This is a genomic window from Pseudomonas sp. S32, from assembly GCF_016648095.1.
GTDB classification, from domain to species: domain Bacteria; phylum Pseudomonadota; class Gammaproteobacteria; order Pseudomonadales; family Pseudomonadaceae; genus Aquipseudomonas; species Aquipseudomonas parafulva.
The window spans coordinates 85,496-108,631 of record NZ_JACVVF010000016.1; the positions used below are offsets into that span (position 1 = coordinate 85,496).

Sequence of the window (23,136 nt, forward strand, 5' to 3'; positions counted from 1 at the left end):
TAGCTTGGCATATGAAGGCATCTTAGCCGCGATGGCGCGGCGCGAGAACCTTCGAGGGAGAGCACAATGACCGACCAAGCCTTTGCCCAGGCCGACCCGGAGTGGGTCACGCTGACCAGCCTGGCCCGTGAGTGGTTCAACGGCCCGGTGGGCCGGTTGATGCTCCAGGAGGAGCAGAAGCTGCTCGAAGAGGAACTGGGGCGCTTCTTTGGTGGCTATCTCGTGCATTACGGCCCGTGCGCCGAAGCGCCACCTAGTGCGCCCAAGGTGCAACGCAATGTGCGCCTGGGCGCGCCTTTGCCGGGGGTTGAAATCGTCTGCGAAGAGCAGGCCTGGCCATTGAGCGAACACGCCGCCGACGTGGTGGTGCTGCAGCATGGCCTGGATTTCAGCCTTTCACCCCACGGCCTGCTGCGCGAGGCTGCCAGCGCCGTGCGCCCAGGCGGGCACCTGTTGATCATCGGCATCAACCCGTGGAGCAGTTGGGGCATCCGCCATTGCTTCAGCCAGGGGGCCTTGCGCAAGGCCCGCTGCATCCCGGCATCCAGGGTAGGGGACTGGCTGAACCTGCTGGGCTTCGCGCTGGAGAAACGCCGCTTCGGGTGCTATCGTCCGCCGCTCGCTTCACCCGCCTGGCAGCAACGCCTGCAAGGCTGGGAGCGCATCGCTGGCGGCTGGCAGAGTGCAGGCGGCGGTGTCTACCTGCTGGTGGCGCGCAAGATGGTGGTGGGCCTGCGCCCATTGCGACCCGAACGGCGCGAGCCGATGGGCAAGCTGCTGCCGTTGCCGCTGGCCAAGGTGAACCGCGCTGCGGCCAGTACCGATACCGAACAGAACTGAACATGAGTGGTGCATGAGCGAAAGCGTCGAGATGTATACCGATGGTGCCTGCAAGGGCAACCCTGGCCCGGGCGGCTGGGGCGTCCTGATGATTTTCAAGGGCGTAGAGAAGGAACTGTGGGGCGGCGAGCGTGAAACCACCAACAACCGCATGGAGCTCATGGCCGCCATCCAGGGGCTGATGGCCCTCAAGCGTGAGTGCGACGTGGTGCTGACCACCGACTCGCAATACGTGATGAAAGGCATCAACGAGTGGATGGTGAACTGGAAGAAGCGCGGCTGGAAAACCGCCGCCAAGGAACCGGTTAAAAACGCCGACCTGTGGCAGCAGCTTGACGAACAGGTCAACCGCCACCGCGTGACCTGGAAGTGGGTGCGTGGCCACATCGGCCACCCCGGTAACGAACGCGCCGATCAGTTGGCCAACCGCGGCGTCGACGAGGTCCGCGCTGGGCGCTGATCGACAGGCTGGCACGTGATGCCTGGCGCTTGCTGGTATACTGCGCGCCCCTGTAACTGATGCAACTTGGAGCACGCCACGTGGAGCAGCAGCAAGACAAACGGTTCGTCATTCTCGATACCGAAACCACGGGCATGCCGGTGAGCGAGGGGCACCGCATCATCGAGATCGGCTGTGTCGAGGTGATTGGCCGGCGGCTGACGGGGCGGCATTTTCATGTGTACCTGCAGCCGGATCGCGAGAGCGACGAGGGGGCGATCAACGTTCACGGCATCACCGATGCCTTCCTGATCGGCAAGCCCCGGTTTGGCGATGTGGCCGAAGAGTTCTTCGACTTCATCCGCGGCGCCACGCTGGTCATCCATAACGCGGCGTTCGACGTCGGGTTCATCAATAACGAGTATGCCTTGCTGGGCCAGCAGGACCGGGCGGACATCTCGCAGCACTGCGCCATTCTCGACACCCTGTTGCTGGCGCGGGCGCGCCACCCGGGGCAGCGCAACAGCCTGGATGCCCTGTGCAAACGCTACGACATCGACAACTCCGGCCGTGAGTTGCACGGCGCGTTGCTCGACTCCGAACTGCTGGCCGACGTTTACCTGGCGATGACCGGGGGCCAGACCAGCCTGTCGCTGGCGGGGCATGGTACTGACGCTGATGGAGACGGGCAGGGTAGTGGCGGCAGTGAAATCCGCCGCATCACCGGTCGCGCACCAGGGCGGGTGGTGATGGCTAGCGCCGATGAACTGGAGGCCCATGCCGAACGCCTGGCGGCCATCGCCAAGTCGGCGGGTGGCCCATCGATGTGGCAGGCCCTGAATGAGGCGACAGCTGGGTAGTTAGGAGGCCTGTGGGGGCAACTGTCTTCCCCAAGATCTGAATGTTGGTGCAATCACAGTGGGAGCAACTATCTCCCACAAGATCTCAAAGTTGGCGCAATCCCTGTGGGAGCGGGTTTACCCGCGAACACCGGCGAAGCCGGTGCCATGCACCGCGCTGCCTGCTTCGCGGGTAAACCCGTTCCCACAGGGACAGGGGTAAAGCAGCCCCGCACATCGCTCGCGTTACGGGATACGAATGATCTCAATACCCGTACGCACCAGCTCGAAGCGGTTCTCACCCAGGTGGTTGACCCGGTCGCCGATGGCAAGGCGATAGGTGGTGATAGGGGCGCCCGTCGTGCTGCCGTCCAGTTGCAGGGTCGATTCCTGAAACTCGTGCACGGGGTAGATGCGGCCTTCGGCGTCACGGGCATGGAATTGGCCGACCATTACTGCTGCCATTTGGGTGGAACCCTCTGAATTGCGTAAGAAATGTATGCAGTAATAGACCGTGGAACGGTCAGGGAAGTTTTCGTGCGCCCGAAAAAAAACCAAAGCGCCTGAAAAGGGTCATCTATAACTACATCGTCCCTTGAACCCGTGAAGTATGGAGATCGCCATGACCCAGGTGTATTCGGTTGCTGTCGTTGTCGGTAGCTTGCGCAAGGAGTCCTACAACCGTAAGGTCGCCCGCGCCTTGTCGGAACTGGCCCCCTCGAGCCTGGCCTTGAAAATCGTTGAAATCGGCGACCTGCCTATGTACAACGAAGATGTCGAGGCTGAAGCTGTACCCCAGGCCTGGACCCGGTTCCGCGACGACATCCGCCACAGCGATGCAGTGCTGTTCGTCACCCCGGAATACAACCGCTCGATACCGGGCTGCCTGAAAAACGCCATCGACGTCGGCTCCCGGCCCTATGGGCAAAGCGCCTGGGCGGGTAAACCAACAGCGGTCGTCAGTGTATCGCCGGGTGCCATCGGCGGCTTTGGCGCCAACCACGCCGTGCGCCAGGCGTTGGTGTTCCTTGACATGCCCTGCATGCAGATGCCAGAGGCCTATATCGGCGGCGCGGCCAACCTGTTCGACGAGTCAGGCAAGCTCAATGACAAGACCCGGCCATTCTTGCAGGCGTTCATCGACAAGTTCGCCTCTTGGGTGAAGCTGAACCGCGCTGTTTGATAGCTGTTGACGCCCAGGAGGGCCGCATGGCGGCGCTCCCGGGTGTAAAGGCCTGTTAGCGGAAGCTGTAAGAAACCCCTGCATACACCCCAAAACCTTCACCGGGCGTGGAGCGGGGGTTGTCCCTGCCTGCATCGTTGTACGCCGGGGTCACCGTGGCGGCGTAGCGTTTGTTGGCCAGGTTGCGCAGGTCCAGCCAGGCCTGCCAGTCCTGTTTTGGCGAGTCCCAGCCCAGCCGCGCCCCCATGATCGCGTAGGCATCGGCATAGTTGCTGTTGGCGTAGTCCACCTGCACTTTCGACGCCAGCTGCGTGTTCACGCCGGCATAGAACCCGCTCGGCCAGTCGTAGCGAAGCTCGGCCTGGTAGTAGTGCATGGGGATGCCGGGCAGGCGGTTGTCGCCGAAGCGGTCGTCGTCACGGTAGTGGAAATCACTGAACGTGTAGGCCTGGCGCGCGCTGAGCTTGCCAGTGCCTGGCCTTTCCCACAACGTGCTCTGCAGGCCAGCTTCCACACCTTGGTGTACTGTGGCGCTGGCGTTGAATTCGGAAGTGAAACCGGGCACCACTTCAACAGCCAGCAGCTCATGGCGTACCCGCGAGTAATACCAGGCGAGGTCCCAGCGGCCGAGTGCGGAGTCGCCACGGGCACCCAGCTCCAGGGTGGTCGCGGTCTGGTTCTGCATCTTGATCGGCTGGATCTGCTTGCCGCCGACGCTTGGCGAACTCCAGATCAATGACCACGGGTGCGGCGGCTCTACCGACCGGCTGAGGTTGCCGTACACCTGCAGGTCGGGGCGTATGTCGTAGCGCACGCCCACGCGTGGCGCGTAGTCCCAGTCGTGCATCGACACCTTGCCGCCTTGGGCGGGGTAGGTTACGTCACTCTCGCGGCGGGTATAGATGGCGGCAAGCCCGGTGGTCAGCCATACGTTGGGTATCAGCTCCAGGTCGTTGCCCAGGTGCAGCACGGTATCGGACCCTTGATAGGTAAAGTCCCGCGTGCGGTCACCGAACACATGGCCATTGCGTGCAAACTGCGATGCGCCGCTGTTGGGCAGGTGCTTGGTGGTGCGCCAGCCGATGGTGGTCTTGCTTTCACGCCCGAACACCGTGTCGCGGCGCTTGTAGCTGAGCGTGCCGCTGACATCGGTGTAGGCGACCTTCAGGCGCATGGGCCCTTCGCGAAGGTCCATGGGGTAGTCGTGGTACACCAGGCCAGCCTCTAGCCTGGCGTCGTCATCGAGGTAGAAGGTGGTTTTGTTGCCCACCCAGGTGCTGCCCGGTTGCGGGCGGCTGTCATCGCGTGCCAGGTAGCCCGGGTTGGCTGCCCGCGGGTGGTGCTTGATCTGGTCTTTGGTCAGGCGGCCGGCCAGTTCGTTTTCGGTTTCCCGGTAACGCAGGTAGAACCGCGTTTCCAGGTTCGGGTTGAAGCGGTAGCCAACGTTGGCGGCAACCCCTTTGGCACTGCCACTGCTGTGCCGCTGGTAGCCGTTGTACTCAACGTCAGTCAGGGCCACGTAGTAATCGAGGTCACCCAGCACCTGGCCCGAGCTGACATGCCGATGCTGGTAGCCGCGGCTGCCCACTTCGTAGCGCACCTGTAACGGCGCGGCGTCGCGGCCCGTGTGGGTGACATAGTTGATCGCACCGCCAAGGGCCAAGGCACCCTGGTCGAACCCATTGGCGCCTCGCAGCACTTCGGCGCGGCTCAACCACAAGGGTTCGAACAGCTCGTAGGGGGTGCCGCCTGGGCCGGTCAGGGGAAGGCCATCGAACATCGTGTATACGCCCGAGCCATGAGCACCCGGCGCCCGGTTGATGCCCGACCCACGGATCGACAGCTTGATCCCATCGTTGCCTGCCGACTGGGCGAATACCCCCGGCTGGTAGGCCAGTACGTCCTGGTTGCTGGCCACGCGGCCCTGCCCAACGCCGTGCATGTCCACCAGGTTGGTGGCGCCCGGTATGGCCCGCAAGCGTTCACCTGCGGCGCTCAGGTCGTCCTGCTCCTCCTCGGTGATCAACACCTGGCCCAATTCGACCGGTGCAGCTGCCTGCGCGGGCTGGGCAGCCATGAACGCACCCAGCAGGCCCACGCAGGGGGGTAGGGACAAAACGCGACGCATTGTAGGGCTCCAGGTAAATAGCGGATGAACAACTGCGTTGAGACGAGCGAAATGGCGCTCGGAGCACGCCGAAAGCCAGCAAATCTATCGCACTTTTGGTAGGGCGCAAGTGTACGAAGTTTCTTTACAAAGCCCGTCGCTAGAGCGGGCACGCACTTGCTTCGTAAGGTGGCCACAGGTCGGCAGCACCGCCGGTCGCAAACCCCTGGAGTTCGAACATGGTTACCGATGCAAGAGGTCCGCAACAATCCGTCGCTTCTACCCCCACAGGCACGCCCACCGGCGACCCCGCACGCCTGACGCCCCGTGAACAGCAGGTACTGCTGTGGTGCGCCTATGGCAAGAGTTCGTGGGAGATCGGGCAGATACTGGGGTGCAAGGAGTCGACGGTGAATTTCCACGTGTCCAACATTCTGCGCAAATTTGACGTACCTACCCGGGTAGGGGCAGTGATCAAGGCCATTCGCTACGGCCTGTTGGCCGAAGCGTGAGGTACGGTCATGAATCATCAAGACACTGCACGGGCTGCCGACTGTCACGATCCGTTCTGGCCACGCATTGAGCTCAACAAGCTTCGCAAGCGCCTGAGGTTGCAGCGAACCACAGGTGATGCAGCAATCGAGGTAGCCGCTCGTTGCGCCGTGATCGAGGCCGCCCGCGAGTTTGCCAACTGGAGGGCCGTGTTGCGCAGCTTGGGCTACAAACGCCTGGATGACGTGTGCGGGCATGACCATGGGCGTGCGCTGCGGGTGTGTTACCTGTGCTTCGTGGACGCGGCAATCATGCATTACCTGGGCGTGCCCTACGTACGCTCCTCACGCCGGGGTGTTCACCATGGCTGAACGACTTGATGCAGGGGGGTTATCCCAGGCGGTGATACAGCTGTTGAGCGGGGAGGCCAATGTGTTGTTCGCCGCCTTGCTTGGCGCTTTGCTGGTCAGCGCAGCCCGGGATCGGCTCATCACCAACACGGCCAAGCGGCTTACACTGGGCAAGAAAATGCTGCTGGTGTTCGTGACGGTGGGGGTAGGGCACCTTTTCGAACCCTTGGTTTCATCCGTGGCGCCTTTGCTGACCCCAGGCATGTCGGCCTTCGTCGCGGCTGTTGTGGTCATCCCCATCAGCCTGAAGGTCATGGTCTGGCTGGATTCACTGGACCCGCGCGAGCTGATTCAGCGCTGGCGGCGGCGGGGTTAAGGGATGCCACTGCTGCCAGGGTGCATGCCCAGTTCGGTCAGCCTCTGTTCCAGAAGCTGTATCCGTTGTTTGTCCTTGATCACCAGCAAGATGGCTTGCCGGTCAGTAGGGGACAGGCTGCGCAATCGCCCCAGCAAATCCGACTCCCACGCACCGTCGTCCTGAGGGCTAAAGCCGGCCTGGTCTCTGCCCAGCAGTAACCAGTCCAGAGAGCACGCATAGTGCGTAGCCATTTTTATGCAAAGGGAGTACGGGATACTGTTGCGTACTTTCCAGCTGCTCAATGTCTGCGGGCTGATCGACAACGCCCGTGAAAGCTCCGCGTCAGTTTGGGCACCGGTCAGCTGCTTGAGGCGGTCCATCACTGCAGCAAGTACATGAGTACTCATAACAAATATCCATCACTGGTTTAATGATATTCCATGGGCTTAAACTACTCGTTATGAATACAGCCCTGTGTTTTTTTAGGAGGATTCCCGCATGAGGAACTTGAAGATGAGCCACCCAGCCCTGCATTCAGCCAAAACCTACGTGGCGTTCGGATCATGCCTGCATCGCAGGGGCATGGACAATGCTAGCAGGTACTTCTCGTGAGTACTTATAAACTGGTCTGCCCGCATTGCCATAGCCGCATGCGCATACGTACCAGCGAAGGCCGTCATATTTTCTTGCGAATTGCTTATTTGCAATGCACCACCGAGGCGTGCGGCTGGTCAGTGCGCGCTGAGTTCGAGATGACCCACGAGTTGTCCCCTAGCGGCATGCCAAACCCCGGCGTGTACCTGCCGCCAGCCAAGGGCGACTTGCGCAAGGCGGCGTTACCGGATACAGCGCTGAGCTGCCACGGTGAGTGAGGCGCAACGATGTGGCCATGGATGGCGCACCACCTTGATGGCGCAGATACAAAAACACCCCGCACAAGCGGGGTGTTTTCGTGTTGCCGGACCGATCAGCCGATCAGTTGCAGGCTGGCTTGTTGAACAAGGTCCAACAACGGCTGCGGATACACGCCGAGCACGAACGCAAGCACGGCGATGGCCAGCAGCATGACGCCACCGGTGCGCTGTTCCCACTTCAACGGGGCATCGTGACGGCGCAGGTTCGGCTCTACCAGGTAGAGAGTCACCATGACGCGCAGGTAGTAGTACACACCAATGGCGCTACCCACCACCAGTGCACCCACCAGCCACCACAGTTGCGACTCGACGCCTGTGGCGATGATGTAGAACTTGCCGATGAAGCCTGCGGTAAGCGGGATGCCCGCCAGCGACAGCATCATCACGGTCAGTACGGCGGTCAGGTACGGGCGGCGCCAGAACAGGCCACGGTACTCGTACAGCGCATCCGCATCACGCCCAGCGTAGGGCGACGACATCAGGGTGATAACGCCAAAGGCACCCAGGCTGGTGATCACGTAGGTCACCAGGTAAACGCCCATGGCTTCCATGGCCAGGCCCTTGCTGGCAACCAGGGCGATCAGCAGGTAGCCGAAGTGGGCGATGGACGAGTAACCCAGCAGGCGCTTGAGGTTGCTCTGGGTCAGCGCCAGCAGGTTGCCCACCAGAATCGATGCCACCGCGATCACGGCCAGCACCGTGCTCAATACACCGCTGCTTGCAGCAGGCGACAGCATGAACAGGCGTACCACCACGGCGAATACCGCCACCTTGCTGGCCGTGGCCAGGAACGCGGCAACCGGGGCAGGAGCGCCCTCATACACGTCCGGGGTCCACAAGTGGAACGGTACCAGCGACAGCTTGAAGGCCAGGCCGACCAGCATCATGCCCAGGCCCAGCTGGGCCAGCAGGCTTGGCATGCTGGTGGCGGCCAGGGCCTTGCCCAGCTGGTCGAAGGTGAGGCTGCCGGCGTCGGCGTACAGCAACGCCATGCCGAACAGCAGGAAAGCCGAGCCTGCCGCCGACAACACCATGTACTTGATGCCGGCTTCCAGTGACCGCTTGTTGAAGAAGGCATAGGCCACCAGGCCGTACACCGGCACCGACAACAGCTCCAGGCCGATGAACAGGCCGGCCAGGTGGTTGGCGCTGACCAGCACCAGGCCACCCAGTGCCGACATCAGCAGCAGCAGGTACAGCTCTTCGCGGTTGCCCGGGAAGCCTTTGGCGCCATCGCCAAGGTAGGCATGGGCGAGGGTGACGCAAGCCAGCGTTGCCACCAGGATGATCGCCATGTACAGGCAGGCGAACTTGTCGATGGTCACCAGCGAGGTAACTGCCAGGGGGGCAACCTTCAGCGCCGGCAGGATCGACAGCAGGGCCAGGTTCAGGCCCACGGTGGACAGCAGGAAGGTTTGCGAGTGGTTGCGCTTCCAGGCGATCGCCAACATCACCACCACCGTGGTGAGGGTGGTGATCAGCATCGGCGCCAATGCGATGAAGTGTTGAGTGGTGAATTCCATAGCGCTCTTACCGGGCCGAAGCGAGTTGAGTGAAAGCGGAACCGAGCCACTGCTGCACGCCACTCATGGTGGCGGCAGAGGTGTCGAGGAACGGCTGCGGATACACGCCCAGCAGGATCAGCAGCACTGCCAGGCCCAGGACCATGATCAGTTCGCGAGCGTCCATGCCGGCCAGCACGGTGTCGGCCTTGCTCGGGCCGAAGTAGGCACGGTGGATCATGATCAGCGAGTAGACCGAGCCGAATACCAGGCCAGTGGTGGCGATGACCGTGATCCACGGTACATGCACGAAGCTACCGAGCAGGATCAGGAACTCGCCAACGAAGTTACCGGTACCCGGCAGGCCCAGAGAGGCTGCGGCGAAGAACAGGCTGATGGCCGGCAGGTAGGCGATGCGGTGCCACAGGCCTCCCATTTGACGCATGTCACGGGTATGCAGGCGTTCGTACAGTTGGCCCGACAGAATGAACAGCGCGGCAGCCGAAACACCGTGGGCAAGCATCTGGATGACGGCGCCCTGCAGGGCCTGCTGGCTGCCGGAGTAGATGCCGATCAGCACGAAGCCCATGTGCGAAACGCTGGAGAAGGCGATCAGGCGCTTGATGTCGGTCTGGGCGAACGCCAGGAAGGCACCGTAGAAGATCCCGATCAGGCCCAGGGTCATGGCGATGGGCGCAAACTCGGCCGAGGCATTGGGGAACAGCGGCAGGGCGAAACGCAGCAAGCCGTAGGCGGCGGTTTTCAGCAGGATACCGGCCAGGTCCACGGAGCCCGCGGTGGGCGCCTGGGCGTGGGCATCCGGCAGCCAGGAGTGGAAGGGCACCACCGGCAGCTTCACCGCGAAGGCAATGAAGAAGCCCAGCATCAGCAGGTACTCCGTACCGGCCGGCAGGTCAGCCTTCAACAGGTCGCTGTAGTTGAAGGTAAGCACACCCGTATTGCTGTAGTTGACCAGCACCAGGCCCAGGATCGCCACCAGCATGATCAGGCCGCTGGCCTGAGTGAAGATGAAGAACTTGGTGGCGGCGTAGATGCGGGTCTTCTTGCCGTCTGCCGAGCTATGACCCCAGAGCGCGATGAGGAAATACATCGGCACCAGCATCATTTCCCAGAAGAAGAAGAACAGGAACAGGTCCAGGGCCAGGAACACGCCGACCACACCACCCAGAATCCACATCAGGTTCAGGTGGAAGAAGCCGACATGGCGCTGGATTTCCTTCCAGGAGCACAGCACCGACAGCACGCCGAGCAGGCCGGTCAGCAGGATCATCAGCAGCGACAGGCCGTCCAGCGCCAGGTGGATGCTGATGCCGAAGCGCTGGATCCACTGGACCTTGTATTCAAGGGCCCAGGCAGGCTCGGCGCCCGGAGCGGGGGCCAGGGTGTAGTCGCCGTTAGCCCACAGCCACAGGCCGATGCCGAGCAGCAGGGACATGGTCAGCAGCGCGATCCAGCGTGGCAGGGTGGCGCCGAAGCGCTCAGCCAGCCAGCACAGGAAGCCGCCGATGAAGGGGATCAGGATCAGCCAAGGCAAAATCATGACGGGTTCATTTCCTTTTGCAGGGTCGCAAGGTTCGCAAGGTTCATGGTCATACCGCGGCCACTACCACAGCGCCAAGTACCAGCACTGCGCCTACGGCGATGGAAGCGGTGTACCAGCGCAACTGGCCAGTCTCGGTCTTGCTCATGGCAACGTGGCCGCCGCGGGCCATGCGCGGGATCAAACCGATGGTACGGTCGACCGGGTCCTTGCGCAGAAGGTGGCTGATCAGCAGGTAAGGCTTGACGAACAGCTTGTCGTAGATCCAGTCGAAGCCCCAGGCGGCGAACCACCAGGCCGACAGCACCCGGCCAAGGCTGCTGTTGGCGACCGCGCTGACAAAGCTGCGCTTGCCCAGGAACAGCAACGCCGCTAGCAGGATACCGGCAATGGCGATGGCGCCTGAGGTGATCTCCAGTGCGTGCTTGGCTTCACCACCGGCATGGCCGGCGCTTTGCGGCAGTACATCGGCCAGTGGCGGGGTGATCCAGGCGCCGACGAAGGTCGACAGCACGATCAGCACGCCCAGTGGCAGCCAGTAGCTGATGCCATGGCCCGCATGGGCTTCGGTCTTGGCTTCGCCGTGGAAGGCGATGAAGATCAGGCGGAAGGTGTACAGCGAGGTCATGAACGCACCCACCAGGCCGGCGTACAGCAGCCCGGAGTTACCGCTGGCGAAGGCTTCCCAGAGGATCTCGTCCTTGGAGTAGAAGCCCACGGTCACGATAGGCAGGGCCGCAAGCGCAGCGCCGCCGACCACGAAGCTGGCGTAGGCCAGGGGCAGTTTCTTCCACAGGCCACCCATCTTGAAGATGTTCTGCTCGTGGTGGCAGGCAACGATCACCGCGCCGGACGCCAGGAACAGCAGGGCCTTGAAGAACGCGTGGGTCATCAGGTGGAAGATCGCGGCGTCCCATGCACCTACGCCCAGGGCCAGGAACATGTAGCCAATCTGGCTCATGGTCGAATAGGCGAGGATACGCTTGATGTCGGTCTGCACCAGCGCGGCGAAGCCGGCCAGCACCAGGGTCACGCCACCCACCACGCCTACCAGGTGCAGGATATCTGGCGCCAGCAGGAACAGGCCGTTGGTGCGGGCAATCAGGTAAACGCCGGCGGTTACCATGGTCGCGGCGTGGATCAGTGCCGAAACCGGGGTAGGGCCCGCCATGGCGTCGGCCAGCCAGGTTTGCAATGGCAGCTGGGCGGATTTACCGACCGCGCCACCGAGCAGCATCAGCGTTGCCAGCACCATCCAGGTGTCACCTGCCTGGAATTTCTGCGGTGCCAGCACCAGCAGTTCCTGCACATTCAGCGTACCCAGCTGGGCGAACAGGATGAACAGGCCGATGGCCATGAACACGTCGCCGATACGGGTGACGATGAACGCCTTGAGCGCTGCATTACCGTTGTTGCGGTTGCTGTAATAGAAACCGATCAACAGGTACGAGCACAGGCCCACGCCTTCCCAACCGAAGTAGATGAACAGCAGGTTATCGCCCAGGATCAGGAACAGCATGCTGGCGATGAACAGGTTGGTGTACGAGAAGAAGCGCGAATAACCGGCTTCGCCGCGCATGTACCAGGAGGCGAACAGGTGGATCAGGAAGCCGACACCGGTGACCACGCCCAGCATGGTGACCGACAGGCCATCCAGGTACAGGGTGAAGTTCGGGGCGAAGCCGTCCACCGACATCCACTGCCACAGCAGCTGGCTGTAGGCGCCACCCTCAGGCGGGGCGACGTTGAATTGCCAGATGACATAGGCGGCGGTAGCCGCCGACAGGCCTACCGAGCCCACGCCGATCACGGCCGACAGGTTCTCCGAGAACCTCCCGCGCGAGAACGACAGCAGCAGGAAGCCGATGAGGGGAAAGACGAAAGTCAGAAAGAGAAGGTTCATCCGCGCATCTCACTGGCAGCATCGATGTCGAGAGTGTGGAAGCGGCGATACAGCTGCAGCAGGATGGCCAGGCCGATGCTGGCCTCGGCGGCTGCCAGGCTGATCACCAGAATGAACATCACCTGGCCGTCAGGCTGCACCCAGCGGGCGCCGGCGACGACGAACGCCAGGGCAGAGGCGTTCATCATCACTTCCAGGCTCATGAGCACGAAGAGGATGTTGCGGCGGACCATCAGGCCAACCAGACCTAAGCAGAACAGGATGCCGGCGACCGCCAGACCATGCTCGAGAGGGATAGCACCCATGATTTACTCCTTCGCCTCATTGCGGCCCAGGTGGAAGGCGGTGACCGCTGCCGCCAGCAGCAGCATCGACGCCAGCTCGACCACCAGCAGGTAGGGGCCGAACAGGCTGATGCCAACGGCCTTCGGGCCCACGGTGGTGCCGCTGATGGCGGCGCCGCTTGGGGCGACGAACAGCACATACAGCAGCTCGAGCAGCAGCAGGGCGCCAAGAATCACCGGCCCGGCCCAGATGCCCGGCTTGAGCCAGCCACGTTCCTGGGCTACCGAGGCCGGCCCCAGGTTGAGCATCATCACCACGAACACGAACAGCACCATGATGGCGCCGGCATAGGCGATCACTTCCAGGGCGCCTGCGAACGGCGCGCCAAGGGAGAAGAAGATCATCGCCACGGAAATCAGCGAAATGATCAGGTAGAGCAGGGCGTGCACGGGGTTGGTGCCAGTGACCACCCGAAGGGTGGAAACCACGGCGATCCCGGATGCGAAGTAGAAAGCGAATTCCATCTTTCTGTCCTTATGGGAGCAAGCTCTTCACGTTGATCGGCTCGGCTTCGTTCTGCGCAGCGCCTTTCGGCTTGCCAGCGATCGCCATGCCCGCAACACGGTAGAAGTTGTAGTCAGGGTTCTTGCCGGGGCCGGAGATCAGCAGATCTTCTTTCTCGTACACCAGGTCCTGACGCTTGAACTCGGCCATTTCGAAATCCGGAGTGAGCTGGATTGCGGTGGTCGGGCACGCCTCTTCGCACAGGCCGCAGAAAATGCAGCGCGAGAAGTTGATGCGGAAGAACTCCGGGTACCAGCGGCCATCCTCGGTCTCGGCCTTCTGCAACGAGATGCAGCCCACCGGGCAGGCGACCGCACACAGGTTGCACGCCACGCAGCGCTCTTCGCCGTCGGGGTCGCGGGTGAGCACGATGCGGCCGCGGTAGCGCGGCGGCAGGTACACGGGTTCTTCGGGGTACTGCAGGGTGTCGCGCTTGCGGAACCCGTGGGAGAACACCATTGCCAGGCTGCGCAGTTGGGTGCCGGTGCCCTTAACGATGTCGCCGATATACTTGAACATGGGTCAAATCCTCACTGGGCCGCGACGGCTGGCGTGTTGTAAAGCACGATCGCAGCGGTCACCAGCAAATTGATCAGGGTCAGCGGCAGGCAGAACTTCCAGCTGAAGTCCATCACCTGGTCATAGCGTGGGCGCGGGATCGAGGCGCGCAGCAGGATGAACAGCATGATGAAGAACGCGGTCTTCAGCGCGAACCACAGGAACGACAGTTGCGGCAGGATGCCGAACGGGCCGTGCCAGCCGCCGAAGAACAGGGTGACCAGCAGCGCCGAGATGAGGATGATGCCGATGTACTCACCAACGAAGAACATGCCCCACTTCATGCCGGCATACTCGATGTGGTAGCCGTCGGCCAGTTCCTGTTCCGCTTCCGGCTGGTCGAACGGGTGACGGTGAGTCACGGCGACGCCAGCGATGAAGAAGGTGCAGAAGCCGAAGAACTGCGGAATGATGAACCACAGGTTCTGTGCCTGGTACTCGACGATATCGCGCATGTTGAACGAGCCCACCTGCACCACCACGCCCATCAGCGCCAGGCCCAGGAACACCTCGTACGACACGGTCTGCGCCGACGCCCGCAAGCTGCCCAGCAGGGCGTACTTGTTGTTCGACGACCAGCCGGCGAACAGCACGGCGTACACCGACAGGCCCGCCATGGCGAAGAAGAACAGCAGGCCGATGTTCAGGTCGGCCACGCCCCAGGTCGGGGTGATGGGGATGACCACGAAGGCGATCAGCAGGGCGCTCATGGCCACCACCGGTGCCAGGGTGAAGATCACCCGGTCGACGAAGGGTGGGTTCCAGTCTTCCTTGAAGAACATCTTCAGCATGTCGGCAGCGATCTGGAACATGCCGAAGGGGCCGACGCGGTTCGGGCCGTAACGGTCCTGCCACCAGCCCAGCAGGCGGCGCTCGACGAAGCTGAGCAGCGCGCCGCACACCACCACCGCCAGCAGCACCACGATGGCGCGCAAGACGCTGAGGATCACATCGATTACTTCCGGGGTGAACCAGCTCATTGTGCTGCCTCCTGCAGGCCGTCGACGGTTGCCCCGAAGATGGCAGGCGGGATGCCGGCCAGGCCTTTGGGCAATGCCACCAGGCCTGCGCCCAGTTGTTCATTGATACGCAGCGGCAGGCGCAGGGCCACGCCAGCCACGTTCAGGCTCAGCAGGGCGCCTTCGTTGACACCCAGGCGGTCCGCTTCGGACTTGGCCAGTGCCACGTAGGCAGCCGGGATGCGCGCTTGCACCGGTTCGGCGCGCGACGAGTTTTCTTCGCTGCCGAACAGGTGGAAGAACGGCACGGCTGTCCAGTTGCCACGGGCCGGGTTGAAGGCGCCCGGAATGGCAGTGAACCAGCTCAGGCGATCGCCTTGGGATTCGATCAGGCGCACGCCGGGGTCACCGGCACGCAGGTGGCCACCGACCTCGTCCTGGAACTTGTTCCACGCCTGCGGGGAGTTCCAGCCCGGCGACCAGGCGAACGGCACTTGCTGGCGCGGTTCGGCAGAGCCCGAGTAGCCTTCCATCGAGAACGCGAACGCGGTGTCCTTGTCTTGCGGGGTACGCGGTTCGTGCACGCTGATGTTGGCGCGCATGGCGGTACGGCCCGAATAACGCAGCGGTTCGCGGGCCAGCTTCATGCCCTTGATGCGGAACGCGGCGCTTGGCGCAGCGTTGACGATGCCGGCCAGTTGCGGGGCGGCTTCGGCGCAGGCGCTGGTCACGTGGTCCAGCTGGGTCCAGTCCACGGGCTTGTTCAGCAGGGTGGCACGCAGGGCGTGCATCCAGCGCCAGCCTTCGTGAACCTGGATGCTGCTGTCCAGGTATTGCGGGTCGAACACCTGGAAGAAGCGCTGGGCACGGCCTTCCTGGCTCACCAGGGTGCCGTCGCCTTCGGCGAACGATGCAGCCGGCAGCACCAGGTGGGCGCGCTCGACGGTGGCGGTTCTGGTGTGGTCGGCCACGATCACCACCTTGGCCGCAGCCAGGGCAGCATCGACCTTGGCAGCCGGTACGCGGGCGTACAGGTCGTTTTCCAGCACCACGATGGCGTCAGCCTTGCCGGCAATCACTGCATCCAGTGCAGCGTCTACCGACTCGCCCCCGAGCATGGCCATGCCCAGGCTGTTGGCCTCGGGCACCACCAGGCTCAGGGAGCCGTTTTTCTCGCGCAGCTTCAGCGCCTTGGCGATGTTGGCAGCCGCTTCGATCAACGCCGGGTCGGCCAGCGAGGTACCGGCGACCACCAGTGGGCGCTTGGCAGCCACGAGGGCGTCGGCGATGCGCTGGGCCAAGGCTTGGGCTTCGCTGTCCAGGCCAGCAACGGCCGGGGCGCTTGGGTCGATGGCGTTGGCCACGGCAAAGCCGATGCGGGCCAGGTCGGCTGGCGCGGCGTGTACGCATTCTTCGGCCACGTCGTCCAGCTTGGTTTCAGCCAGGGATGCGATGAACAGCGGGTACAGCGCGTGCTGGCCGATGTTCTTCACGGCGGCGTCCAGCCAAGGCTGTACTTTCATCGCCTCGGCCATGGCCTCGGCCTTGCCTTTTGTGGCCTGGCGCACCGACAGGGCCAGGCGCGCGGCAGTTTGAGTGAGGTCTTCACCCAGCACGAACACGGCGTCATGGTCTTCGATGTCGCGCAGGGTCGGTACCGGCAGCGGGCTGTTGTTCAGCACGCTCAGCGCCAGGCGTACGCGGGCCAGTTCGCCGGCCTCCATACCCGAGTAGAAGTACTCGGCGCCCACCAGCTCACGCAGGCCATAGTTGCTTTCGAGGCTGGCGCGTGGCGAGCCGATGCCAACGATGGTACGGCCGCGCAGCAGGTCGGCGGCCTTGTCCAGTGCAGCATCCAGGCCCAGCTTGGTGCCGTCGGCCAGCAGCGGCTGACGTGGGCGGTCGGTGCGGTTGACGTAGCCGTAGCCGAAGCGGCCGCGGTCGCACAGGAAGTACTGGTTGACCGAGCCGTTGAAGCGGTTCTCGATACGGCGCAGTTCGCCATAGCGCTCACCGGGGCTGATGTTGCAGCCGCTGGAGCAGCCATGGCAGATGCTCGGGGCGAACTGCATGTCCCACTTGCGGTTGTAGCGCTCGGAGTGGGTCTTGTCGGTGAATACGCCAGTCGGGCAGACCTCGGTCAGGTTGCCGGAGAACTCGCTTTCCAGCACGCCGTCTTCGACCCGGCCAAAGTACACGTTGTCGTGAGCGCCGTACACGCCCAGGTCGGTACCACCGGCATAGTCCTTGTAGTAGCGCACGCAGCGATAGCAGGCGATGCAGCGGTTCATCTCGTGGGCGATGAACGGGCCGAGGTCCTGGTTCTGGTGGGTACGCTTGGTGAAACGGTAGCGGCGCTCGTTGTGGCCGGTCATTACCGTCATGTCCTGCAGGTGGCAGTGACCGCCTTCCTCGCACACCGGGCAGTCGTGCGGGTGGTTGGTCATCAGCCATTCGACGACACTGGCGCGGAACGCCTTGGACTCTTCGTCTTCGATGGAGATCCAGGTGCCGTCGGAGGCAGGGGTCATGCAGGACATGACGATACGACCACGGGTGTCGTTCTCGTCGGTGTACTGCTTGACCGCGCACTGCCGGCAAGCGCCAACGCTACCAAGCGCCGGGTGCCAGCAGAAATAGGGGATGTCGAGGCCGAGCGACAGACAGGCCTGTAACAGGTTGTCTGCACCATTGACTTCGAGCGCTTTGCCGTCTACGTGGATAGTGGCCATTGTTCAAAGTTCTTCGTTGGCCCGCGTGAGCGGGCGTGGCTAATGGAAATCGGTGGGCCCGCGACTCGCGTCATACCTGCGCGCGCCTGCAAAGCCGGCGGGTGGCACGGACCACCCGCGTTTCATCTTGTTATGCGCCAACCGTAATCGGTTGGGCCAGGTTCGGGCGCAGGGCGTCGGCAGCGCTTGCTGGCGCGACACCGGCCTCGAACTCGGACCGGAAGTATTTGATGGCACTGCCCAAGGGCTCGACGGCACCCGGTGCGTGAGCACAGAAGGTACGGCCTGGGCCGAGGAAGTTGACCAGGCCCAGCAGCGTCTCGATGTCTTCGGCGCGGCCCTGGCCTTTTTCCAGGGCGCGTAGCATCTTCACGCTCCATGGCAGGCCATCACGGCATGGGGTGCACCAGCCGCACGACTCGCGGGCGAAGAACTCCTCCATGTTGCGCAGCAGCGAAACCATGCTGACGCTGTCGTCCACGGCCATGGCCAGGCCCGTACCCATGCGGGTACCCACCTTGGCGATGCCACCGGCGTACATCTGTGCGTCGAGGTGCTCGGGCAGCAGGAAGCCAGTACCGGCGCCACCCGGCTGCCAGCACTTGAGCGTAAAGCCGTCGCGCATGCCGCCGGCGTAGTCCTCGAACAGCTCGCGGGCAGTAACGCCGAACGGCAGTTCCCACAGGCCCGGGTTTTTCACCTTGCCGGAGAAGCCCATCAGCTTGGTACCGTGGTCCTCGCTGCCCTCACGGGCCAGCGCCTTGTACCAGTCGTTGCCGTTGGCGACGATGGCCGGCACGTTGCACAGGGTCTCGACGTTGTTCACACAGGTCGGCTTGCCCCACACACCCACGGCGGCAGGGAAGGGCGGCTTGGAGCGCGGGTTGGCGCGGCGGCCTTCCAGCGAGTTGATCAGTGCGGTTTCTTCGCCGCAGATGTAGCGGCCGGCACCGGTGTGCACGAACAGCTCGAAGTCAAAACCGCTGCCCAGCACGTTCTTGCCCAGCAGGCCGGCGGCCTTGGCTTCATCGATGGCGCGGTTGAGGTTCTTGGCGGCGGTGGTGTATTCGCCACGCAGGAAGATATAGCCGCGGTAGGCCTTCAGGGCCCGCGCACTGATCAGCATGCCTTCGATCAGCAGATGGGGCTGTTGCTCCATCAGCATGCGGTCTTTCCAGGTGTTGGGTTCCATTTCGTCCGCGTTGCACAGCAGGTAGCGGATGTTCATGGATTCGTCTTTGGGCATCAGGCCCCACTTGACGCCCGTGGGGAAGCCAGCACCACCCCGGCCCTTGAGGCCGGAGTCCTTGACTGCCTGCACGATGTCGTCCTGCGACATCTGCGCCAAGGCCTTGCGGGCACCGGCGTAGCCGTTCTTGGACTCGTACTCGGCCAGCCAGACCGGTTCGCCGTCTTCACGCAGGCGCCAGGTCAAAGGATGGGTTTCGGCCGAACGCGCAATGCGGTTGGCCGGGCCGAAGGAAGTAATGGTCATACGTAACCCTCCAGCAGCTTGGTGACGCCGGCAGGCTGCACGTCGCCAAAGGTGTCGTCGTCGATCATCAGGGCCGGGGCCTTGTCGCAGTTGCCCAGGCAGCACACCGGCAGCAGGGTGAAGCGTCCGTCGGCAGTGGTCTGGCCCAGGCCGATGCCCAGCTCGCTCTGGATCTGGCTGACGACCGATTCATGGCCGCCGATGTAGCAGACCATGCTGTCGCACACGCGGATGATGTGGCGGCCAACGGGCTGGCGGAAGATCTGGCTATAGAAGGTGGCCACACCTTCCACGTCGCTGGCCGGGATGCCCAGCACTTCGCCGATGGCGTGGATGGCGCCGTCCGGTACCCAGCCACGCGCCTTTTGCACGATCTTCAAGGCTTCGATGGACGCCGCACGCGGGTCCTCGTAGTGGTGCATTTCGTGCTCGATGGCCGAGCGCTCGGTTTCGCTCAGGGCGAAACGGTCGGTTTGGATAAGCGTGCTGTTCATGCTTAGCGGTCCACGTCAGCCATAACGAAGTCGATACTGCCCAGGTACGCAATGAGGTCGGCGACCATGCTGCCTTTGATCACCGAAGGGATCTGCTGCAGGTGCGGGTAGCTCGGCGTCCGGATGCGGGTGCGGTAGCTCATGGTGCCGCCATCGCTCGTCAGGTAGTAACTGTTGATGCCCTTGGTCGCCTCGATCATCTGGAACGACTCGTTGGCCGGCATCACCGGGCCCCACGAGACTTGCAGGAAGTGGGTGATCAGGGTTTCGATGTGCTGCAGGGTGCGCTCTTTGGGCGGCGGCGTGGTCAGCGGGTGGTCCGCCTTGTACGGGCCTTCCGGCATGTTGCGCAGGCACTGGTCGATGATGCGGATACTCTGGCGCATCTCTTCCACACGCACCATGCAACGATCGTAGGCGTCGCCGTTGTGGGCCAGCGGTACTTCGAACTCGAAGTTCTCGTAGCCGGAGTACGGGCGGGCTTTGCGCAGGTCGAAGTCGCAACCGGTGGAACGCAGGCCGGCACCGGTGGTGCCCCACGCCAGGGCTTCCTGGGTGTTGTAGGCAGCGACGCCGATGGTACGGCCCTTGAGGATGCTGTTTTGCAGGGCCGCCTTGGTGTACTCGTCCAGGCGCTTGGGCAGCCATTCGACGAAGTCCTTCACCAGTTTGTCCCAGCCGCGCGGCAGGTCGTGGGCAACGCCACCGATGCGGTACCAGGCCGGGTGCAGGCGGAAACCGGTGATCGCCTCGATCACGGTGTAGGCGCGCTGGCGGTCGGTGAAGGTGAAGAACACCGGGGTCATGGCGCCCACGTCCTGGATGTAGGTACCCAGGAACAGCAGGTGGCTGGTGATACGGAAGAACTCGGCCAGCATGATGCGGATCACATCGACCTTCTGCGGCACCTGGATGCCGGCCAGCTTCTCGACCGCCAGTACGTAAGGCAGGTTGTTCATCACCCCGCCCAGGTAGTCAATGCGGTCGGTGTAGGGGATGAAGCTGTGCCAGGACTGGCGCTCGGCCATTTTTTCGGCACCACGGTGGTGGTAGCCGATGTCCGGTACGCAGTCGACGATCTCTTCACCGTCCAGCTGCAGCACGATGCGGAAGGCACCGTGGGCCGAAGGGTGGTTGGGGCCCAGGTTGAGGAACATGTAGTCCTCGTTGGCGCCCTGGCGTTTCATGCCCCAGGCCTCTGGGTTGAAACGTGCCGACTCTTCTTCGAGCTGCTGCTTGGCCAGGGTCAGGCTGTAGGGGTCGAATTCGGTGGCGCGGGCAGGGTAGTCCTTGCGCAGCGGGTGACCTTCCCAGGTGGGCGGCATCATGATGCGGCTCAGGTGCGGGTGGCCGGCAAAGTCGATGCCGAACATGTCCCACACTTCGCGCTCGTACCAGTTGGCGTTCGGCCAGATGCTGGTGACCGAAGGCAGGTTCAGGTCGCCTTCGCTGAGCGACACCTTGATCATCACGTCGCTGTTTCGTTCGATGGACAGCAGGTGGTAGAACACGCTGAAGTCGGCCGCCGGCAGGCCGCGGCGCTGGGTGCGCAGGCGTTCGTCAACGCCGTGCAGGTCGTACAGCATGCTGTACGGTTTGGCGACGCCGCGCAGGAAGCTGAGCACCTCTTTGAGCTGGGCGCGCTTGACCCACAGCACGGGCATGCCGGTGCGGGTTTCCTGGGCGACGAATGCTTCGGCGCCAAAACGGTTGTGCAATTCGACGACCACATCCTGGTCGTCTGCCTTGTAGGGCGGAATGAAAATAGCGTTGTCCGCTGTCATGGTCTCGGTCGCTTTGGGTCAGCGTTAAGAATGAAGCCAGGCCGCCGGCTCCTTGAGGAGCGGGCGGCAGGTCGCTGGATCAGACTTCGTCGGGGCTGCGCAGGTTGGTGACGGCAATGCGCTGCTCACGACGCAGGTCTTTCTGGGCGGGCATCTCGGCACGGTAAATGCCTTGATCACCCACTACCCAGGAAAGCGGGCGTCGTTCCTGGCCGATCGACTCCTGCAGCAGCATCAGGCCCTGCAGGAACGCCTCAGGGCGTGGCGGGCAGCCAGGCACGTAGACATCCACGGGGAGGAACTTGTCGACCCCCTGAACGACCGAGTAGATGTCATACATGCCGCCGGAGTTGGCGCACGAACCCATGGAGATGACCCACTTGGGTTCGAGCATCTGCTCGTACAGGCGCTGGATGATCGGCGCCATCTTCACGAAGCAGGTACCGGCGATGACCATGAAGTCGGCCTGACGCGGCGAGGCCCGGATGACTTCGGCGCCGAAGCGGGCGATGTCGTGGGGTGCCGTGAAGGCCGTGGTCATTTCCACGTAGCAGCAGGACAGGCCGAAGTTGTACGGCCAAAGGGAGTTCTTGCGGCCCCAGTTAACCGCCCCACGCAGCACATCTTCGAGTTTCCCCATGTAGATGTTCTTGTGGACCTGGTCCTCTAGCAGTTGATCAGTGACGGTTTCCCGTTCACCGACCGGGTACTGCTCGTTGGGCGCATCCGGATCGATTCTGGTGAGATTGTATTGCATGCCAAAGCCTCATTGTTTCAGCTTCGCTTGCCGCTTGCGGCGCCCTTCGGGAGCCCAATCAAGAGCCCCGACGCGCCATAGGTAGACAAGACCTGCCAACAGAATTGCTATGAAAACGAGTGCTTCGACGAACCCGGTCCAGCCGCTTTCGCGGACGGACACAGACCATGCAAAGAGAAAGAGGGCTTCGATATCGAAGATCACGAACAGCATCGCGACCAGATAGAATTTGGCGGACAGGCGCAGGCGGGCGCTGCCAACGGGCAGCATGCCGGATTCGAAGGGTTCGTTCTTGGCGCGGCCCCAGGCCTTGCTACCGAGCAGGCTGGACAGGCCGAGCATGAAGGCACACAGGCCGACGACACCCAGAAGGAAGATGGCAAAGCCCCAGTTGTGGGCGATGAGTCCTGCCGAATCGGACATGCTTGAGTTCCTTATACAGAGACCCAGCTCTGCAGTCTGAATTAAGTAGTACGGCGACCTGGTGTCGCAGACGCAGTGACCAAATGTCGCAGCTGAATCAATCGCGCTGATTTTATGGGTAAACCCGGTGCAAGTAAAATTTCTGTGGCAAATTTATTCGTAGGATTTAGTACAAAACACCTTTGTAACTGGCTGAAAGCCTTGAGATTCGGGGATTGCGCGCGGTTTTGTTAATTATGTTTCTTGCGAGTGGTAACGAATTACAAATATCGGAATGATAATTAATATCATTTGACTGGGTGTTATGTAATTTGGCTGTTCTGCACCTTGTAAAGTTCATCTGGCGATTCCTCTACTTGCAAATGCGAAAAGCGCGTGTTCTAGCAGTTTTTGACCGGGCGGGTAGCGCGCCAGGTCAATGGTTTGTCGGTTGAGGGGTCAGGTTGTGTTGTCTCAAGCATAGACCTGATCCTGGGTTTTGCCGGGGATGGCTTTTGGGGTGGGGCTGGCATGTGGTTGGCGGAAGAGGTGTGGCGCTTGTGAGGGCGAGCGCCGCCCGCGCGGCGCATCGCGAGCTGCGCTCGCTCCTACGTTTGT

Annotated in this window: 24 protein-coding genes; 8 read left to right on the plus strand and 16 right to left on the minus strand. The window is 62.7% G+C overall.

Features of this window, described 5'->3' with window-relative positions; genetic code table 11:
* The first annotated feature begins 66 nt into the window (after window positions 1–66).
* From IAE38_RS11415 to dnaQ, 3 genes are all read left to right on the plus strand, one after another.
* Window positions 67–840, plus strand: a complete 774-nt coding sequence (locus IAE38_RS11415) for a methyltransferase domain-containing protein (RefSeq protein WP_060481473.1) — start codon at window positions 67–69, stop codon at window positions 838–840.
* A 13-nt stretch (window positions 841–853) separates the two neighbouring features.
* Window positions 854–1,300, plus strand: coding sequence for a ribonuclease HI (gene rnhA / locus IAE38_RS11420; protein WP_028632263.1), 447 nt, complete (start codon window positions 854–856; stop codon window positions 1,298–1,300).
* Between the two features lie 80 nt (window positions 1,301–1,380).
* Window positions 1,381–2,139 (plus strand): DNA polymerase III subunit epsilon, encoded by a 759-nt coding sequence (gene dnaQ / locus IAE38_RS11425; RefSeq protein ID WP_201162950.1) that lies wholly within the window; start codon window positions 1,381–1,383, stop codon window positions 2,137–2,139.
* Window positions 2,140–2,364: 225 nt separating this feature from the next.
* On the opposite strand, the gene IAE38_RS11430 is transcribed toward dnaQ, so the two are convergent.
* Window positions 2,365–2,583 carry a hypothetical protein gene (locus IAE38_RS11430; RefSeq protein WP_028632265.1) on the minus strand — a complete coding sequence of 73 codons (219 nt, stop codon included), beginning with the start codon at window positions 2,581–2,583 and terminating at the stop codon, window positions 2,365–2,367.
* Window positions 2,584–2,740: 157 nt separating this feature from the next.
* Here IAE38_RS11430 and IAE38_RS11435 point away from each other — a divergent pair, with 157 nt between their 5' ends.
* Complete coding sequence (locus IAE38_RS11435; RefSeq protein WP_201162949.1) at window positions 2,741–3,301, plus strand: NADPH-dependent FMN reductase; 561 nt, start codon at window positions 2,741–2,743, stop codon at window positions 3,299–3,301.
* Window positions 3,302–3,356: 55 nt separating this feature from the next.
* Here IAE38_RS11435 and IAE38_RS11440 read toward each other — a convergent pair whose 3' ends face one another.
* Window positions 3,357–5,429, minus strand: a complete 2,073-nt coding sequence (locus tag IAE38_RS11440; protein ID WP_201217639.1) for a TonB-dependent receptor family protein — start codon at window positions 5,427–5,429, stop codon at window positions 3,357–3,359.
* 218 nt (window positions 5,430–5,647) lie between these two features.
* Here IAE38_RS11440 and IAE38_RS11445 point away from each other — a divergent pair, with 218 nt between their 5' ends.
* From IAE38_RS11445 to IAE38_RS11455, 3 genes are read left to right on the plus strand one after another with little or no spacing between them, the layout of a single operon-like run.
* The gene (locus tag IAE38_RS11445) at window positions 5,648–5,920 is read left to right on the plus strand and encodes a helix-turn-helix domain-containing protein (RefSeq protein ID WP_236403880.1); all 273 of its coding nucleotides are present in this window, start codon (window positions 5,648–5,650) and stop codon (window positions 5,918–5,920) included.
* A gap of 9 nt (window positions 5,921–5,929) precedes the next feature.
* Window positions 5,930–6,271 carry a head completion/stabilization protein gene (locus IAE38_RS11450; protein WP_201162947.1) on the plus strand — a complete coding sequence of 114 codons (342 nt, stop codon included), beginning with the start codon at window positions 5,930–5,932 and terminating at the stop codon, window positions 6,269–6,271.
* On the plus strand, window positions 6,264–6,626 hold the full coding sequence (locus IAE38_RS11455) for a hypothetical protein (protein ID WP_028632269.1): 363 nt from the start codon (window positions 6,264–6,266) through the stop codon (window positions 6,624–6,626). Before IAE38_RS11450 ends, IAE38_RS11455 begins: the two co-directional genes overlap by 8 nt.
* Here IAE38_RS11455 and IAE38_RS11460 read toward each other — a convergent pair.
* A complete protein-coding gene (locus IAE38_RS11460; protein WP_201217640.1) occupies window positions 6,623–7,015 on the minus strand; it encodes a helix-turn-helix domain-containing protein in 393 nt (130 codons plus the stop codon). The genes IAE38_RS11455 and IAE38_RS11460 overlap by 4 nt on opposite strands.
* Window positions 7,016–7,216: 201 nt before the next feature.
* Between IAE38_RS11460 and IAE38_RS11465 the strand changes: the two genes are divergently transcribed.
* Window positions 7,217–7,480: an ogr/Delta-like zinc finger family protein gene (locus IAE38_RS11465; protein WP_060481467.1), complete on the plus strand. Its 264-nt coding sequence runs from the start codon at window positions 7,217–7,219 to the stop codon at window positions 7,478–7,480.
* A 95-nt stretch (window positions 7,481–7,575) separates the two neighbouring features.
* Here the strand turns inward: IAE38_RS11465 and nuoN are convergent, their stop codons facing one another.
* From nuoN to IAE38_RS11530, 13 genes are all read right to left on the minus strand, one after another.
* On the minus strand, window positions 7,576–9,045 hold the full coding sequence (nuoN, locus tag IAE38_RS11470) for an NADH-quinone oxidoreductase subunit NuoN (RefSeq protein WP_201162944.1): 1,470 nt from the start codon (window positions 9,043–9,045) through the stop codon (window positions 7,576–7,578).
* A gap of 7 nt (window positions 9,046–9,052) precedes the next feature.
* Window positions 9,053–10,585 carry an NADH-quinone oxidoreductase subunit M gene (nuoM, locus tag IAE38_RS11475; protein WP_201162943.1) on the minus strand — a complete coding sequence of 511 codons (1,533 nt, stop codon included), beginning with the start codon at window positions 10,583–10,585 and terminating at the stop codon, window positions 9,053–9,055.
* Window positions 10,586–10,634: 49 nt separating this feature from the next.
* Window positions 10,635–12,488: an NADH-quinone oxidoreductase subunit L gene (nuoL, locus tag IAE38_RS11480; RefSeq protein ID WP_201162942.1), complete on the minus strand. Its 1,854-nt coding sequence runs from the start codon at window positions 12,486–12,488 to the stop codon at window positions 10,635–10,637.
* On the minus strand, window positions 12,485–12,793 hold the full coding sequence (gene nuoK, locus IAE38_RS11485) for an NADH-quinone oxidoreductase subunit NuoK (protein WP_003251446.1): 309 nt from the start codon (window positions 12,791–12,793) through the stop codon (window positions 12,485–12,487). Before nuoK ends, nuoL begins: the two co-directional genes overlap by 4 nt.
* A 3-nt stretch (window positions 12,794–12,796) precedes the next feature.
* Complete coding sequence (nuoJ, locus tag IAE38_RS11490; protein ID WP_028632274.1) at window positions 12,797–13,297, minus strand: NADH-quinone oxidoreductase subunit J; 501 nt, start codon at window positions 13,295–13,297, stop codon at window positions 12,797–12,799.
* 10 nt (window positions 13,298–13,307) lie between these two features.
* Entirely contained in the window at window positions 13,308–13,856 is a 549-nt protein-coding gene (gene nuoI / locus IAE38_RS11495; protein WP_016488223.1) for an NADH-quinone oxidoreductase subunit NuoI, read from the minus strand.
* An 11-nt stretch (window positions 13,857–13,867) separates the two neighbouring features.
* Complete coding sequence (gene nuoH / locus IAE38_RS11500) at window positions 13,868–14,875, minus strand: NADH-quinone oxidoreductase subunit NuoH (protein WP_028632275.1); 1,008 nt, start codon at window positions 14,873–14,875, stop codon at window positions 13,868–13,870.
* Window positions 14,872–17,586: an NADH-quinone oxidoreductase subunit NuoG gene (gene nuoG / locus IAE38_RS11505; protein ID WP_201217642.1), complete on the minus strand. Its 2,715-nt coding sequence runs from the start codon at window positions 17,584–17,586 to the stop codon at window positions 14,872–14,874. Before nuoG ends, nuoH begins: the two co-directional genes overlap by 4 nt.
* A 130-nt stretch (window positions 17,587–17,716) precedes the next feature.
* Window positions 17,717–19,081, minus strand: coding sequence for an NADH-quinone oxidoreductase subunit NuoF (gene nuoF, locus IAE38_RS11510; RefSeq protein ID WP_201217644.1), 1,365 nt, complete (start codon window positions 19,079–19,081; stop codon window positions 17,717–17,719).
* The gene (gene nuoE / locus IAE38_RS11515; RefSeq protein ID WP_028632278.1) at window positions 19,078–19,575 is read right to left on the minus strand and encodes an NADH-quinone oxidoreductase subunit NuoE; all 498 of its coding nucleotides are present in this window, start codon (window positions 19,573–19,575) and stop codon (window positions 19,078–19,080) included. Before nuoE ends, nuoF begins: the two co-directional genes overlap by 4 nt.
* Window positions 19,576–19,577: 2 nt before the next feature.
* Window positions 19,578–21,359, minus strand: a complete 1,782-nt coding sequence (gene nuoC, locus IAE38_RS11520) for an NADH-quinone oxidoreductase subunit C/D (RefSeq protein WP_028632279.1) — start codon at window positions 21,357–21,359, stop codon at window positions 19,578–19,580.
* 79 nt (window positions 21,360–21,438) lie between these two features.
* Window positions 21,439–22,116: a NuoB/complex I 20 kDa subunit family protein gene (locus tag IAE38_RS11525; RefSeq protein WP_008096180.1), complete on the minus strand. Its 678-nt coding sequence runs from the start codon at window positions 22,114–22,116 to the stop codon at window positions 21,439–21,441.
* Between the two features lie 9 nt (window positions 22,117–22,125).
* Window positions 22,126–22,539, minus strand: a complete 414-nt coding sequence (locus tag IAE38_RS11530) for an NADH-quinone oxidoreductase subunit A (RefSeq protein WP_003251427.1) — start codon at window positions 22,537–22,539, stop codon at window positions 22,126–22,128.
* Window positions 22,540–23,136: the final 597 nt, after the last annotated feature.

Excerpts from the sequence above, each read along its gene's own strand:
- nuoJ (WP_028632274.1), bottom strand. The coding sequence starts at position 13,297 with ATGGAATTCGCTTTCTACTTCGCATCCGGGATCGCCGTGGTTTCCACC.
- nuoG (WP_201217642.1), bottom strand. The coding sequence starts at position 17,586 with ATGGCCACTATCCACGTAGACGGCAAAGCGCTCGAAGTCAATGGTGCA.
- IAE38_RS11445 (WP_236403880.1), top strand. The coding sequence starts at position 5,648 with ATGGTTACCGATGCAAGAGGTCCGCAACAATCCGTCGCTTCTACCCCC.
- nuoE (WP_028632278.1), bottom strand. The coding sequence starts at position 19,575 with ATGAACAGCACGCTTATCCAAACCGACCGTTTCGCCCTGAGCGAAACC.
- nuoK (WP_003251446.1), bottom strand. The coding sequence starts at position 12,793 with ATGGGTGCTATCCCTCTCGAGCATGGTCTGGCGGTCGCCGGCATCCTG.
- nuoH (WP_028632275.1), bottom strand. The coding sequence starts at position 14,875 with ATGAGCTGGTTCACCCCGGAAGTAATCGATGTGATCCTCAGCGTCTTG.
- IAE38_RS11455 (WP_028632269.1), top strand. The coding sequence starts at position 6,264 with ATGGCTGAACGACTTGATGCAGGGGGGTTATCCCAGGCGGTGATACAG.
- nuoI (WP_016488223.1), bottom strand. The coding sequence starts at position 13,856 with ATGTTCAAGTATATCGGCGACATCGTTAAGGGCACCGGCACCCAACTG.
- nuoN (WP_201162944.1), bottom strand. The coding sequence starts at position 9,045 with ATGGAATTCACCACTCAACACTTCATCGCATTGGCGCCGATGCTGATC.
- nuoM (WP_201162943.1), bottom strand. The coding sequence starts at position 10,585 with ATGATTTTGCCTTGGCTGATCCTGATCCCCTTCATCGGCGGCTTCCTG.
- IAE38_RS11440 (WP_201217639.1), bottom strand. The coding sequence starts at position 5,429 with ATGCGTCGCGTTTTGTCCCTACCCCCCTGCGTGGGCCTGCTGGGTGCG.
- IAE38_RS11415 (WP_060481473.1), top strand. The coding sequence starts at position 67 with ATGACCGACCAAGCCTTTGCCCAGGCCGACCCGGAGTGGGTCACGCTG.
- nuoL (WP_201162942.1), bottom strand. The coding sequence starts at position 12,488 with ATGAACCTTCTCTTTCTGACTTTCGTCTTTCCCCTCATCGGCTTCCTG.
- IAE38_RS11530 (WP_003251427.1), bottom strand. The coding sequence starts at position 22,539 with ATGTCCGATTCGGCAGGACTCATCGCCCACAACTGGGGCTTTGCCATC.
- IAE38_RS11460 (WP_201217640.1), bottom strand. The coding sequence starts at position 7,015 with ATGAGTACTCATGTACTTGCTGCAGTGATGGACCGCCTCAAGCAGCTG.
- IAE38_RS11435 (WP_201162949.1), top strand. The coding sequence starts at position 2,741 with ATGACCCAGGTGTATTCGGTTGCTGTCGTTGTCGGTAGCTTGCGCAAG.
- nuoC (WP_028632279.1), bottom strand. The coding sequence starts at position 21,359 with ATGACAGCGGACAACGCTATTTTCATTCCGCCCTACAAGGCAGACGAC.
- IAE38_RS11525 (WP_008096180.1), bottom strand. The coding sequence starts at position 22,116 with ATGCAATACAATCTCACCAGAATCGATCCGGATGCGCCCAACGAGCAG.
- rnhA (WP_028632263.1), top strand. The coding sequence starts at position 854 with ATGAGCGAAAGCGTCGAGATGTATACCGATGGTGCCTGCAAGGGCAAC.
- IAE38_RS11430 (WP_028632265.1), bottom strand. The coding sequence starts at position 2,583 with ATGGCAGCAGTAATGGTCGGCCAATTCCATGCCCGTGACGCCGAAGGC.
- IAE38_RS11450 (WP_201162947.1), top strand. The coding sequence starts at position 5,930 with ATGAATCATCAAGACACTGCACGGGCTGCCGACTGTCACGATCCGTTC.
- nuoF (WP_201217644.1), bottom strand. The coding sequence starts at position 19,081 with ATGACCATTACTTCCTTCGGCCCGGCCAACCGCATTGCGCGTTCGGCC.